The sequence below is a fragment of the Marinomonas spartinae genome, assembly GCF_016461715.1.
In the GTDB taxonomy this organism is placed as follows: domain Bacteria; phylum Pseudomonadota; class Gammaproteobacteria; order Pseudomonadales; family Marinomonadaceae; genus Marinomonas; species Marinomonas spartinae_A.
On the sequence record NZ_JAEMUI010000002.1, the window covers coordinates 181,240 to 195,613 of the forward strand.

Here is a 14,374-nt window from a genome sequence, read left to right on the forward strand (position 1 = left end):
GCTCCCATCATGTGAAATAAAAACCGGCTAAATGGCCGGTTTTGTTATGGTGCAGTGGTTGTTTTGTTGGCTAGATATCAAGAAGCAAAGGAGGGTGAAGTGGGTAGAGTCGTATCGCTAAGCAAAGATAAAGTGCATCAATTTTCTAAAAAAGTGGTCGATAGTCTATCCATACTGGAAGGGTTAGGGGTCGAAGGGGATGCGCATTGCGGTAAAACGGTGAAACATCGCTCGAGGGTGGCTGTTGATCCCGCTCAACCTAACCTCAGGCAAGTGCATTTAATCCACTCTGAATTACTTGATGAATTGCAGAACAAAGGGTTTGATGTAACAGCGGGGACGATGGGAGAGAACATCCTCACAGAAGGGATCGACCTTCTTAGCCTTCCACAAAATACGCTATTAAAAATTGGCAAAGACGTTGAGTTAAGAGTGACAGGATTAAGAAATCCTTGCGCCCAGCTAGATAATTACCAGGAAGGGTTGACTAAAGCAGTTCTGGACCGAAATGAAAAAGGCGAACTCATTCGAAAGGCCGGCATTATGACCGTGGTGGTTCGAAGCGGTGTAGTAACGTTACAGGATGCTATTGAGGTCATATTGCCGCCAAAGCCACATTTGCCCCTTGAACGTGTATAAAGTTTTCAATGCCATCGCTTAATGCAATAGCGTTTTGTTCTTTTGACTTCCTGAAATGTCTAGCGAGTTTTGTTAAAAAAGATCATTGCTAAATGCTTGTTTTGCCTGACCTAAATTGATAAGTTAACAGTATGACAACATATTCTAAGTTACGCATTATCGCTATTTTTTGGTGGCGCTCTATTTTTTAGAGCGGCGTTGAATCACGTTTATTCAAAAGCCGTCGGTAGACTGACTGTTTTTGAATCGACAAGTGATGTCTCCGATGGGGTATACAATAGGAGACATACTATGCACAGTAATACATCTAACCATTCTAATACTGCTTTCTTTACTAAAAACACTTTTCAGGAAAGCTATCAAGAAAAAGTCCTTACAGGTGATAGACCAACAGGTCAGTTGCATCTTGGTCATTTTGTTGGGTCTCTCCAGCAACGTGTTGTGCTCCAAGAGAGTCATCAGCAGACGATTTTAATCGCTGATTTACAAGGTCTAACCGATAATGGGCATAATCCGCACAAAATTTCGACTAATATTTTAAATGTGCTTGCAGATTATCTTGCTGTCGGTATAGACCCGTCTAAAACAACCATTAGTTTGCAATCTGCTATTCCTGCTCTGTCTGAATTGACCATGTATTATTCGAATCTGGTTTCTGTCGCGAGGCTGCAGCGAAATCCAACGGTGAAAAATGAGATTGCGACTAAATCTTTTGGTCTCTCTATTCCAGCAGGCTTTTTAACTTACCCAATTAGTCAGGCAGCGGATATTACAGCCTTTAATGGCACATTGGTTCCTGTTGGGGATGATCAACTGCCGATGATCGAGCAAACAAACGAAATCGTAAGAAAGCTCAATCGAATTGCAAAAGAGGACATTTTGCTTGAATGTCGCCCTCTGCTGAGTCATGTTCCGCGCTTGCCTAGCACCGATGGGAAAAGCAAAATGTCTAAATCGCTAGGGAACTGTATTTTATTAGACGCCTCAGAAAAAGACATATCGCAAGCGGTAAAGTCTATGTATACCGACCCGAACCATTTGAAAGTCGACGATCCAGGTCGTGTTGAGGGGAATGTGGTTTTTACCTATTTAGAGGCATTTTGTTCAGATGTGGCCTATGTTGAAACATTAAAATCGCAATATCGACGAGGTGGGTTAGGGGACGGTGCCATCAAAAAAATTCTGGAAGACTGTCTTCAAGAAGTGATAAAGCCAATTAGAGAGCGGCGTCACCTATTTGCTTCTGATAAAGCACAACTTATTGATATTATTCGAGAGGGGAGTGACAAATCTCAGGCTGAAGCGAGTGCGGTGTTGCATCGCGTCAAACACGCTTTTGGTCTTACTCTGTTTTGAATGTCTATATTGCTCTTAACATAAGGACGGCTCTAAGATGACTAGCATTTATAAAGGAAGTTGTTTATGTGGTGAGGTTCGGTTTTCTGTGGAGGGATTTAGTGAGCAAGCGGCAAACTGTCATTGCAATATGTGTCGAAAATTTCATGGTGCTGCTTTTGGCTCTCTTGTTGGTACCATTGGTTTAAAGTGGATATCGGGTCAAGATTATCTCAAAGAGTTTACGGCACCTAATGGCACAGTACGAACGTTTTGTCGTCAGTGTGGTTCGAGTTTAGGTTTTAAAAGCAAAGATAGGCGACCTGAAGACATGGAGATTGCTATAGCAACGTTTGATCAAGACATTCCTGTTCAGATAGACGCGCATATTTTTACAAAATACAAAGCGAATTGGTGTGTGATTGACGATAAATTGCCTGCTTTTTTAGAAGGGCGAGAGAGCGAAGTTGTTTCTGTTTAACATCTAGGTAGTGTAGGGGTGAAATAATGGGGCTAAAAACGCATTTAGGACTAATAGCGGATTAATCTCTCCGAGGCAGCTGGAAAACTAACGGAAGCTGAGCTAGTGCAAAGTCGAGGGGCATTTTTTGCTAAAAACGTTGGCCTTTTGTTGCAGCACTTTTTAACCATCAAACGCACCATCGAGGCCAAGTGTCGACACTGCTTGGTCAAGCAGGTATCGACATAGGTGTGACGAACTTACTTGTTCGTATAGTGAGTGAGCTTAGGGCTAAGGGCATTTGTTTTTATGTGGGTCAATCGTAGCGCTAGCCATTTTTTAGACCTAAGCTCAGGAAGTTTACGCTTGTTTTGCTAGTTTTAATTTTTCAGAGTGCATAATGGCTTCTTTGCTCATTAGCTGTTTGTAAGCGATCGCGGCAATTCCACCACTAATAAACAGTGAAAAATTCGCTAAATCAGTCAAGACAAACGATGTGATGATCGAAGAAACACCGGCAATGATTAGGGCATACACCGCTTTTTTATTGATGCCATTGTCATACCAATAGGCTTGGTCGGTGTCCTCGGTATACAGAGCATCCACATCAATCTGCTGTTTTCGAACGACGAAGTAATCCATCAAGATAATCCCGTATAGTGGACCAATAAGAGCGGCCAGTAAATCGACGGTGTAATGAATCATTTCTGGATTGTTGAATAGGTTCCATGGTGTGAGCAGGACGGAACCAAATGCAGCAATAAAGCCACCCGTTTTAAAGCTGATTTTACTCGGGGAGACGTTAGAGAAATCAAAAGCAGGCGCAACAAAGTTGGCGACAATATTAATACCAATGGTTGCCAGAATAAACGTCAGGGCGCCCAGTACTGTAATCATTCCAGAATCAAGCTGCTTTACTGTTTCAATGGGGTCGGTAATCATTTTGCCAAATAAAGGAATAGAGGCCGCTACTATCACCACGCTAAAAATAGAAAACACCATGAAATTGAGAGGGAGTCCCAACAGATTACCAAGCTTCATATTCTTATAGCTGCTGCAATAACGTGCAAAGTCACTAAAGTTTAATGTTGGACCAGCAAAGTAACCTGCGACCAATGCAGTTGCCACAATCATCATATTAAATGCTTGCCAACCTGTGAGAGATTTTGATGATAAGTCAAAATTGATTGCACTCCAGCCTGTCTGGGTAAGCATGTAAGCACATAAGGCAAACATGGCAATGTATATAGCGGGGCCAGACCAGTCGATTACCTTACGAATCATTTTCATGCCGAACATAAAGACGAATGCCTGAATCACCCACATGGACATAAAGCCAATCCAGCCGAGTGCCGAAAGTCCTAAGAATGTTGTTTTTTGTAGGGAAGCCATTTCAGGAAAGAAGTATAAAATTAGAATGATAAAGGAGCTGGAAGCAAGAAAGGTTTGTATACCGTACCATACCACTGCAATGAGACCTCGAATAATGGCCGGTATGTTTGCGCCTTTTACTCCAAATGACATACGACAAACAACGGGGAAAGGAACGCCAACTTTTTGTCCAGGTGTTCCCATTAAGGTGGCAAAAAAGTATACAATCATGATGCCCATGAGCAGACAAATAAATACTTGCCAGCCAGCGAGTCCGAGGGCAAATAAGCTGGCAGCGAATACATAACCGCCAACACTGTGAACATCGGACATCCAAAAGGCAAAAATACTATACCAACCCCATTCCTGTTTTGTGTCAGGAGCGAGGTCGTCGTTAGTCAGGTTGTGGCTTGTTGAAGGGGTCGGGGGCGTTTTCATTGGATTATTCTCCATTGTTGATTGTATACAATAGTTAATACAATTTTAGTGCCAAAGTGTTTAAACTAAGGAAAAATAAGGAATTTTAATAATATCTTTCCGTTAGCTTACTATTCAAAAACGATTTTTTGTCCTGTTATGGTGCGAAATGGTTTTTTTTAGTGCAGTCGAGCCTCTAATTTTGTTATCTAATAAGTATTGTATTTTTTTATTGTATACAATCTAATAGTAGTAGGTTTGTGAGTATATGAGAAAAGACGAGTTAATTTATCAGCAAATGTTGAAGGCGATCGTCGAGCATCACCTTTTGCCTGGGGTTAGGTTGCCAGAAGACCAATTGGCTGAGACCTTTCAAATCAGCCGTACAGGCATTCGGAAGGTTTTGCATCGGCTGGCTTTGGAGAGGTTTGTCACCATTACGCCTAATAAAGGAGCCCATGTGGCCAAACCGACAGCGGAAGAAGCTCAGCAAGTGCTTGATAGTCGTATTTTGGTTGAGCCAGTGTTGATCGATGACGTGGTGACACATTGGGATGAGTCGAGCAAAACTCGCCTATACGGCATTGTACAACAAGAGGAATTGGCAGAGCAGAATAATAATCTCAAAGATATGATTCAGTTATCGGCGCTATTTCATACGGAGCTTGCGTCGCTTTCAGGGAATCAGGTCATGGCGGAATTTGTTAGTCAGCTTACCTTGCGCTCTTCTTTGGTGATTGCCGTATTTGGCTCGAAACAAAGTGTTGGATGTGATTGCGGCCACCACCATGATTTGGTGGACATGCTGGATAAAAGGGAAGCGGGCCCCGCTAAAATTTGGATGAAACGCCACCTGGAAGCCATTAAAGCGTCTTTGCAATTTACTATCGACAAACCAAAAAGCATTAATTTCAAGGACCTTTTTTCAACGATCTAAGAGTGGAGTATCAGCCATGCGTGTGCACATTATTAACCCTAATGCCAATCAAGAAATAACGGAAAAAATTCGCTCTGCCGCTCAGAGCGTGGCGCATGATGGCACGCGCATTATTGCTCGTAATGTGGCACATGGACCAGAAACGATCGAATGTGCGGTTGATGAGGTATTGGCAAGCGCGGGTGTGTTGGATCTTATCCTTCAAGGAGAGCAAGATCATGTTGATGCTCACGTTATCGCTTGTTTTGGTGACCCTGCCTTAGATGCTGCGCGGGAGTTATCGAGTGTTCCTGTGATTGGTATTGCAGGTGCCGCGTTTCAAATAGCGAGTTTGGTTTGTCATCGTTTTGCGGTGGTGACAACCCGTAAGCGTACCGTGCATTTTGCCAAAAACTTGTTAGTGCGTTATGGCTATGAACATCAGTGTTCTGGTATCTATGCTAGTGATTTGGCGGTTGCCGACTGCGAGTCAAACCCTGAAGCAAGTTTTCTTCAGATTCGAAAAGATGCACTCAAGGCGTTAAGTGAAGGCGCTGAAGCGATTGTTTTAGGCTGTGCGGGGATGGCGGACTGGGAGGACAGATTAACCCGTGAGTTGCAGGTGCCTGTGATTGATGGGGTTAAAGCCGCAGTGACCCTAGCGGAGTCTTTGGGACAATTGAAGATAGGTGTGGCTAAAACAGGTCAATATGGTTTGCCCTTTCCAAAACGCTTTATTGGCCGCTACGAACATTTTTCAGCGTAATGTATAGTCTATTTGGTTATGCGCAAGATGGATTGTCGTGTTGATGAAACAGGAAAAACAAAAATGCCCGATCCTATGACCGGGCGTTTTTGTTTCGATAAACACTTTTTATAGGTTTGTGTTGGACTCAATTAGGTGGGCTTTAATAATCGGCCCTATTTGATTCATGTAATGGGGGTCTAATATTTCCTGATGCCGACACTTGATATTGTGGACATCTAGCTTACCTGTCACTCTTGATTGCCATGCGTCTGCCCGATGTTCCAAGATCTTTCCCATTGAACCGTTCATGCTGTCTTTAGCAACAAAAAATAGTAAATTGGCGTCGATCTGGTGGGGGATAAAGTGGTTAGCAATGGTGAGGTTGTTGGTTATCACCCGCTCGATATGCTCTAAAATATTGGGGTGTTGTTTTTGTATTTCCGCGACGACGGCCAGAGAAGAATCATCAAATTCCTGCCATAAAAAAGCGGCGAGTTCGGTTTTGTTTTTGGGGGGAGTAGGGATGTTATTAAGGTCATAACCAAGAAATAAAAGGGATGACTGAATCATACCCGCTTCATCTTTGGGTTCTGCTACGTTCAATTGATAGGGGTAGCTATCCAGCATGCATAGAAAGGCGATCTCTTCGCCCTGTGCTTGGAGTTTTTCCGCGATGGCGTGAGAGACCAGTCCACCGAACGACCAACCTAATAATCGATAAGGGCCTTTCGGTTGGATTCTTTTAATACGGATAATATAATCCTCGGCCATTTCCTCTATGGACATGGGTAAGCGCGAGGTGTGATTTAGTCCATCGGCTTGCAAACCATATAGCGGCGTTGACTCAGGAAGATAACGCAATAAGTTGGTGTAGCTTAGGGATAGCCCAAGAGCCGGGTGAATACAGAATAGAGCTGGCTCATCGCCGTCGGTTTTAAATGGCAAGACATGGGCGAGCGGGTCGTGCTGATGGTCGTTGTCTAACATTTCTGCAAGGTCTGAGATGGTGGATGTTTTAAAGAGTACGCCCAGTGGAATGTCTATCAAGAGCTGTTTTTTTACTTGATTCACCATTTTTGTGGCAGAGATTGAGTCTCCACCAATGGCGAAAAAGTTATCGTGAATGCCCACTCGACGTACCCCGAGAATGTCTTCCCATAGGAAAGCCAAGGCGGCTTCTGTTTTATTACGTGGGGCGACATAATGGCTTGAGTCGGTCCAGCTGGGTTTGGGTAAGGCCTTACGGTTAATTTTGCCGTTCGGTGTGAGTGGCATTTCTTTGAGCATGACGTAATAGTTTGGCACCATATAATCGGGCAAACTGGCAATCAGTTGGCTACGGATGGTCTGGCTGTCCAGTGTTTCATCCACTGGTATGATATAGGCCACAAGCTGCATATCATCTGTGTTGGAAGCCTGCGCAACCACAACTGCTTGCTGCACTTCACGACAGGACAGCAGGCTTGTTTCTATATCGCCCGTTTCAATACGGAAACCGCGTATTTTTACCTGATTGTCTTCACGGCCTAAATATTCAAGTATACCATCTTGACGCCATCTGGCTTTGTCGCCTGTTGCGTATAGGCGTTTGCCGCTCTCAAATGGGTTGGGCGTAAAACGTTCTTGTGTTAAATCGGAACGTTTGTAATAGCCTAATGCCAATCCTTCCCCTGCAATATATAGATCGCCAGTGACATCAATGGGAACCGGTTCCATTGCTTTATCCAGCACGTAGACTTGGGTGTTGAAAATAGGGCGTCCTATTGGTGGGTGATTAAGATCCCTAGGATTGTCCAGTGCCATGATGGTAGACCAGATGGTGGTTTCTGTTGGACCAAACAGGTTAAGGACAGGATGCCCCAGTTTTGCCATATGATTCGCCAATTGGCCTTGCAGGGCTTCACCGCCAACCAAAGGTTTGATGCCGTGCCATTGCTCTGAGTAGGTGGGTAAAATGGCCTGCCACAAGGAGGGCGTTGCCTGCATTAGGGTGGCATTGTGATCAACGGCAAAATGAGTGAGTAATTCCGGGTCACGCACGATGCTTCGTTCTGCTATCAAGACAGACGCACCTACGGTAATAGGCAAAAATAATTCTAGTATGGAAATGTCAAATGAAATGGTAGTAACGGCAAGAAATCGATCTTTTGGTGTCAGTGCTAAGGCATTTTGCATAGCATATAGGAAGTTGATAAGTGCTTTGTGAGGGATTTCAACACCTTTCGGACGTCCTGTGGAACCGGATGTATAAATCACATAAGCGGATGTGTCTCCCTTAATAGCGATGTTGTCTAAGTGCTGATGTGCCTCGGCTTGCTTAGTATTAAAATCGGGCTTATCAATAAACAGTGTTTGAGTATTTATGCTTGGGAGTTTATTGACGGCCGCTTGGCAACTCAGGACTATTTTAGGTTGGGCATCTTCTAATATTTGTAGAAGACGTTCTTCAGGAAAGTCTGGATCTAATGGTAAATAGGCCGCTCCCGTTTTTAGTGTGGCTAACAACGCCACCAACATATCGGTATTTCGAGTTAATGCGATAGCGACAAGGTCATGAGTGCCCACTGTTTCTTGTTGTAGTCTGCGGGCCCAAGCATTGGCACGGCAATTTAGTTCAAAGTAGGTGAGAGACTGTTGCTTATCGGTGACGGCAATGGCCGAAGGCGTTCGCATTACTTGGGCATCGAAGAGGTCGACCACAGAAAGCTTAGGAATGGGCCTAGAAGTATCATTCCAGTGTTTTACTATTTTATTTCGTTCACTGTCGCTCAATAAACTGGCTTTGCTGATTGGCTGGCTAGGCTCCATGACCAAGTTATTTACCATGCGCTCAAATTGTTCTGAATGGTTGATTAGGTCTTGCTCGGTGTAACGGTTTGGGTTTGCATCAAACTCTATTGTTAATCCATTGTTGTCGTTTCTGTCGAAAATAAACACCGTTAAGTCGTCAATGACAGCATTGGATAGATTGTGAAGGGATGTGGTGCAATTACCAAACGTAAGGTTGTAATCAAAGGGTTCAACATTGACGCCTAACGAGGCAATTTGCTGTCCGTTTGACATCAGTCCTAGGTCACGCTTTAAATCTTCGTATCGGTATTGTTGGTGTCTAAGGGCTTTAAGAACCACCTTTGATGTCTGTTTAATGAGGCTTTCAAAATTCGTGTTGGTGTCGATCTTAAGTCGAATTGGAACCGCGTTTGCCATCATGCCAGGAGTGCTGCGATGTAGGCGACTTGTTCTTGCGCTGACAGGCATGGCAAAGACCAAATCTTCTGCCCCCGTCATGCGGTAAAAATAGGCCGCAACCAAGGCAATCAGTGCTTGCGGAAGGCTGGCCTGAATGTGTTTGCTCATTGTAGACAATTCGTCTCTTAACGCTTGGGGAAGTTGAATGGCCTTACGCAGTAAGTTTTTATTAGAAGGGGTGATCCGCTTGGATAAAGAGACCGCATCTGGGATATGGACAAGGTTTTCCAGCCAGTATTTACGGTCTTTTTTAAAGCGGCTGGAGTGCTTGTAATCTACTTCACTATTGATTAAATCAACTAAGGAGCCAAATGGGTTGGGTCCCGTATCTTGGTTCGTTTCTAGGGCGTTATAGATTTCTGAGAGTCGTTGGGTAAGCAGGTTTCCAGCAAAACCGTCTAGTGCAACATGGTGGCAACGGTGATACCAATAATAGTGTTGTTCTCCAATTTTGATCAGAGCACTGCACCAGAGGGCGTCATCACGCTGGTTAAGAGGTTGCAGCATGTCTTTATGCATCCAGCTTGTTGCCGCAGCATGAGGGTTTGCCGAGGTGCTAAAATCCAGCATGGAATGATAGCCCCGATCATCATCAAGAATGATTTGTAAGGTTTGAGCATCTTCTTCAATAATGCGGCTGCGTATGCAGTCCGCTTCTCGAATCAGCTGTTTGACTGCTAATGAGAATAAGTCGGGATTGAGATTGCCAATGATGTCCAGATATTCCGCAATATTAAACGCAGCATTTTCATCATTGAGTTTTTGGGCGATCCATTGACCTCTTTGTGCTGTTGATAACGGTAGTTTTTGCTCTGAACATGGCGTTGCTTTTTTCAATTCAGCCTGATGCTGGGTTAGCTCAATCATTTTTTTTGCTCCTGCAAAAAGTTATTATCCATAAAATGTCAATGATTATTTTTATAGGCTGACTATAAATTTAACATTCACTTACAGTATAAGAAATAATTAATTTGTAAGTTAGTTAAGTGATTTGTATCAAGTTTGTATTGGCTATTTTACTAAGATAGTTCATTATTCGAATTTGTCTGCAATAAATTATTCTTATATCAATATCTTGGCGTTGATCTTTCTGTGATAGAGAGTGTGTGACCAAAAAGGCGATGCCTATGGGTTGTAGATTTGACGGCTCAAGAAAAAGTCATTAGTGGTACTGTGTATTCCTTACCGGAATCCAATAGATGACTTTTATTCCTTTTACAAATAAATGCTTAGACCTCATGCTTGCGATCTTCGTTTTGCTACTAAGGAAAGGGTTCCAGTATGTGGGTCTTTATCACACTTTTTGCAGCGGCTTGCCAATCTGTTCGTACCGCTTATCAAAACACCTTAGCTCGTGAGTCGGGTTTTTTGCATGCCACTATGTCTCGTTCGCTTTACGGTCTACCTTTGGTGTCGGTTTATGTGTTGGTGTGTGGTTTATGGCTTGGCTGGGTGTCACTACCAGCGGGGTCGATGTTTTGGCTTGCCGCAACGGTATGTGCACTGGCACAAATTATGGCGACTTATCTTATGTTGCGGGTGTTTCAGTCCGGTAGTTTTGCTCTGGGAACCTTGCTGGCAAAAACAGAGGCTGTGCTAGCGGCGCTGATCGGTATACCAATACTGCACAATTCGTTGAGTGTATTGGCTTGGGCTGGCGTTGTGATTGGGGTGCTAGGGGCGCTGGTGATGAGCGTTAAATGGAAAAATATTAAATTGGTTCATAAAGACACTTCTCTGGTATTTGGTTTGGGAAGTGGGCTTTGTTTTGCGATTACTTCTGTGTCAGCCTCGATGGCAAGCCATGCATTGAATGGCTCCATTATTACTTGTGCAGGGGTGACCTTATGGTATGTTCTGTTGCTGCAGTCGATTATTTTATGTGGTATTCAAATAACCAAGAGACGAGACATATTTGCGCCTTTTCGCTCTAATTTTGCATTAAGTTTAAAGGTCGGGGCGTTGAGTTCTCTAGGGTCGATTGGCTGGTTTACTGGGTTTGCGCTGGTGAATCCAGCGTTGGTGAAAACATTAGGCCAATTAGAGGTTATTGGTACCTTGTATTATTCAAAGCGGCGTTTTGCGGAGCAAATTAGCAAGCAGCAATGGGTAGGAGGTGCCATGATTATGATCAGTGTGATATTGGTTGTGACCGCTAAATAGGCTCAAGGTGCCACTTTATTGGGTTGTAGGAGCATTTATGCAAACGAATAAAATTAATTATGTTGAATTACCTGCTCGTGATTTGGCATTGAATAAAACCTTTTTTCGTCAAGTATTCGGTTGGGGGTTTAAGGACTACGGCCCTGACTATACGGCTTTTGAGAACGCAGGGCTGGATGGTGGGTTCTTTCAGGCCGATTTTTGCTCGCGTCCCCAAAATGGGGCAGCGTTAGTCATACTCTTTAGTGATGATTTAGAAGCAACGCGAGATAAGGTCGCGTTTGCTGGTGGTATTATAGAGCAGGAGATTTTTGAGTTTCCCGGTGGTCGACGTTTTCACTTTTTAGATCCGTGCGGTAACGAATGGGCTGTGTGGGGACGTTAAATGGTAAAAATGACACAAGAAAAATAGACTGAAGGCCACTATTTTTTCGTGGCCTAGTTTTGTTTATGCGTCTCTGGGTTATGCTTCGCTGAATTCTCCACAAAGATTGTTGTGCCATTTTTCAATAATGGAGTAGTAATCTTCGCCCTTGGCAAGTAAAAAATGAAGTTTGCAAAAGGCGGCTTCTAAAGTCATATCGTAACCACTTAAAACTTTCATAGAAGACAGCATTGAGCCAGCAGCATAGGTGCCTTGTGATACGCCACCGTGAAGACATTGAGTCAAATTAACAATATTTTTCTTGCGTAGCATGGCCTCGGTTAAGAAATTCATAAAGTGCTCGTTTCTATCGGGTACATTTCCGGCCCCGTAAGTCATTATTACGATGGCCTGACAGTTTTCATCATCCAATAGGCTTTGATACATCGAAATAGGCTGGCTTGGGTGCAGTGTTAATACGGCGACTGCACCTTCTCGAAAGCGGATGATGGCATTTTCTATTGGCTCAACCGTATTCTGTTTAACTGGCTTTATCATGCGTTTTGCATAGATTTGCATCTCAATGGCCAGTTCACCCAATAAATCATCGTTTGGTGTTTGAAAAGCTTCAAAGCGGCCACTACTGACTTTTTTTACTCGATTACCACGCATTAATTTTCCGTCGAACACTAAGCAAACATCGGGGATCTTGTGATTGGCGGCTAGCGAGAGCGCTGCTTGAAGATTGGCCGTGGCGTCGCTGCGGCTCATGCCGATGGGAATTTGCGAGCCAGTCAGTAGGACATTTTTTGTGCAAGCGCCTAGCATGAAAGACAAAGCGGACGCTGTATAGGCCATGGTGTCCGTGCCGTGCAAAATAACAAAGCCTTGGTAATCTTGCCAATGGGTTGCCAGTACGCGAACCAATTTGGTCCAGTTGGTTGGGGCAATGTTAGCGCTGTCTATTAATGGGTTGAGTTCCAGTACTTCAAAGCTCGGTAGAGATTCAAGACTGGCTCCCATTGCTAATTCAATGCGCTCTTGCAAGCCAGAGGCAGGGGCTAAGCCCTGCTCTGAGTGAACCATGCCAATGGTGCCGCCAGTATAAAGGATAAGAATATCTGAACTCATAATTTGTCCTTTTTAGACGGCGATTTTTTCTTTGATGGTGCTTTCTTTTTGGTCGTCACTTTTTTATCAGAAGCGGCTTTCTTTTTTGCAGGGGCTTGAGTATCGGAAGAGGCCTTTTCTGCTGAAGAGAGTAGTATTTTGCTGGGAGAAAGCATGGATTCTGGGCTGAGCAACAAGTTAACTTGTTCTTCTGTAAGTAAGTTTTCTTCAATGACCAATGCTTTAACGGTGTTGCCAGTATGTAGGGCGGTATTGGCAATGCGTGAGGCATTGGAGTAGCCAATGTGAGGAACAAGTGCGGTGATAATGCCGATACTGTTTTCAACATGATCAGCACATTTTGCTTCATTGGCAGTAATGCCATTGATGCAGCGCTTTTCAAGCATTTGGCAGGCTTCTTTGAGCATTTTGAGTGAGTTGAGTAGATTGTAAATGATCATGGGTTCCATGGCATTAAGCTGTAACTGACCCGCTTCGGCAGCCAAGGTAACGGCCAGATCCGATGCAATCACCTGATAGGCGGTTTGGTTCATGGCTTCTGGTATAACAGGGTTGACTTTGCCTGGCATGATGGAAGAGCCAGGTTGCATTGGTGGTAGATTGATTTCACCAAGACCAGTGCGAGGACCACTAGAAAGTAGGCGCAAATCGTTGCTCATTTTGCTGAGTTTGATGGCAAGGCGCTTCAGAATGCCAGAGAAAAAGACGAATGCCCCCATATCGGAAGTGGCTTCCACTAGATTAGAAGCAGGCACTAAGGGTTTAGTCGAAATGGTCGCTAATTTTTCCACGACTAATTTGGCATAGCCTTCTGATGTATTGATGCCCGTGCCGATGGCTGTGCCCCCAAGGTTGACTTCACACAATAGGGCGCAGGCTTCGCTAATGCGGTCAATATCTTCTCCTAAAGTGACGGCAAACGCCTCGAATTCTTGACCCAGTGTCATGGGAACCGCATCTTGTAATTGAGTGCGGCCCATTTTGACAATGTGCGCAAATTCTTTGCCTTTCGTTTCCAGTGATTTTTTTAGGGAGGCGAGACTTGGTACGAAATTGTCCGCAGCGAATTGAATGCCGAGGCAGGCAGCCGTTGGGTAGGCATCATTAGTCGATTGTGAGCGGTTTACATCATCGTTTGGATGCAAATATTTGTATTCGCCTTTCGCATACCCGAGCTTTTCCAGTGCGATGTTGGCGATTACTTCATTCGCGTTCATATTCGTAGAGGTACCTGCTCCCCCTTGAATGACGTCGACAATGAATTGATCGTGATACTTGCCAAGGATTAAATCCTGGCAGGCTAGAACGATGGCGTCTGCTTTCTCTTTACTGAGTAGATTCATGTCCTGATTCGTGCGGGCAGCAGCCGCTTTCACCATGGCCAAGGCCTTGATGAGCTCAGGAAAATGAGAAATAGGGACGCCAGTGATGGAAAAATTTTGCGCTGCGCGAAGGGTTTGAATGCCATAAAAGGCTTCAGAAGGAACGTCCATATTACCAAGTAAATCGTATTCAGAACGCGTATTCATGATTGTTTATCCTGTCAATTAAAGAGAGCACGTTTTACCGTTTGGCTTCCCA

12 protein-coding genes are annotated in these 14,374 nt (G+C 44.1%); 8 read left to right on the top strand and 4 right to left on the bottom strand.

The window, feature by feature from the left end:
* Nucleotides 1-99 precede the first annotated feature (99 nt).
* The 4 genes from JHD45_RS02720 to JHD45_RS02735 all read left to right on the top strand — a co-directional run bounded on the left by JHD45_RS02720 (nt 100) and on the right by JHD45_RS02735 (nt 2,760).
* Entirely contained in the window at nt 100-639 is a 540-nt protein-coding gene (locus tag JHD45_RS02720; protein ID WP_199474660.1) for an MOSC domain-containing protein, read from the top strand.
* Nucleotides 640-930: 291 nt separating this feature from the next.
* Nucleotides 931-1,995 carry a tryptophan--tRNA ligase gene (gene trpS / locus JHD45_RS02725; protein WP_199474661.1) on the top strand — a complete coding sequence of 355 codons (1,065 nt, stop codon included), beginning with the start codon at nt 931-933 and terminating at the stop codon, nt 1,993-1,995.
* Between the two features lie 37 nt (nt 1,996-2,032).
* Nucleotides 2,033-2,455: a GFA family protein gene (locus JHD45_RS02730; RefSeq protein ID WP_199474662.1), complete on the top strand. Its 423-nt coding sequence runs from the start codon at nt 2,033-2,035 to the stop codon at nt 2,453-2,455.
* A 191-nt stretch (nt 2,456-2,646) separates the two neighbouring features.
* Nucleotides 2,647-2,760, top strand: coding sequence for a hypothetical protein (locus tag JHD45_RS02735; protein WP_418903769.1), 114 nt, complete (start codon nt 2,647-2,649; stop codon nt 2,758-2,760).
* Between the two features lie 34 nt (nt 2,761-2,794).
* Here JHD45_RS02735 and JHD45_RS02740 read toward each other — a convergent pair whose 3' ends face one another.
* The gene (locus tag JHD45_RS02740; protein ID WP_199474663.1) at nt 2,795-4,243 is read right to left on the bottom strand and encodes an NCS1 family nucleobase:cation symporter-1; all 1,449 of its coding nucleotides are present in this window, start codon (nt 4,241-4,243) and stop codon (nt 2,795-2,797) included.
* Between the two features lie 247 nt (nt 4,244-4,490).
* On the opposite strand from JHD45_RS02740, the gene JHD45_RS02745 reads away from it, so the two are divergent.
* On the top strand, nt 4,491-5,159 hold the full coding sequence (locus tag JHD45_RS02745; RefSeq protein ID WP_199474664.1) for a GntR family transcriptional regulator: 669 nt from the start codon (nt 4,491-4,493) through the stop codon (nt 5,157-5,159).
* Between the two features lie 16 nt (nt 5,160-5,175).
* Nucleotides 5,176-5,904 (top strand): aspartate/glutamate racemase family protein, encoded by a 729-nt coding sequence (locus JHD45_RS02750; RefSeq protein WP_199474665.1) that lies wholly within the window; start codon nt 5,176-5,178, stop codon nt 5,902-5,904.
* Nucleotides 5,905-6,012: 108 nt separating this feature from the next.
* Here JHD45_RS02750 and JHD45_RS02755 read toward each other — a convergent pair whose 3' ends face one another.
* Complete coding sequence (locus JHD45_RS02755; protein ID WP_199474666.1) at nt 6,013-10,002, bottom strand: non-ribosomal peptide synthetase; 3,990 nt, start codon at nt 10,000-10,002, stop codon at nt 6,013-6,015.
* 414 nt (nt 10,003-10,416) lie between these two features.
* Between JHD45_RS02755 and JHD45_RS02760 the strand changes: the two genes are divergently transcribed.
* Together JHD45_RS02760 and JHD45_RS02765 are read left to right on the top strand one after the other, a co-directional pair.
* Nucleotides 10,417-11,298 carry a DMT family transporter gene (locus tag JHD45_RS02760; protein ID WP_199474667.1) on the top strand — a complete coding sequence of 294 codons (882 nt, stop codon included), beginning with the start codon at nt 10,417-10,419 and terminating at the stop codon, nt 11,296-11,298.
* Between the two features lie 37 nt (nt 11,299-11,335).
* Entirely contained in the window at nt 11,336-11,683 is a 348-nt protein-coding gene (locus JHD45_RS02765) for a VOC family protein (RefSeq protein ID WP_199474668.1), read from the top strand.
* Nucleotides 11,684-11,761: 78 nt separating this feature from the next.
* On the opposite strand, the gene JHD45_RS02770 is transcribed toward JHD45_RS02765, so the two are convergent.
* Nucleotides 11,762-12,793, bottom strand: a complete 1,032-nt coding sequence (locus tag JHD45_RS02770; RefSeq protein ID WP_199474669.1) for an asparaginase — start codon at nt 12,791-12,793, stop codon at nt 11,762-11,764.
* Nucleotides 12,790-14,322: an aspartate ammonia-lyase gene (locus JHD45_RS02775; RefSeq protein ID WP_233407532.1), complete on the bottom strand. Its 1,533-nt coding sequence runs from the start codon at nt 14,320-14,322 to the stop codon at nt 12,790-12,792. Before JHD45_RS02775 ends, JHD45_RS02770 begins: the two co-directional genes overlap by 4 nt.
* Between the last annotated feature and the right edge of the window lie 52 nt (nt 14,323-14,374).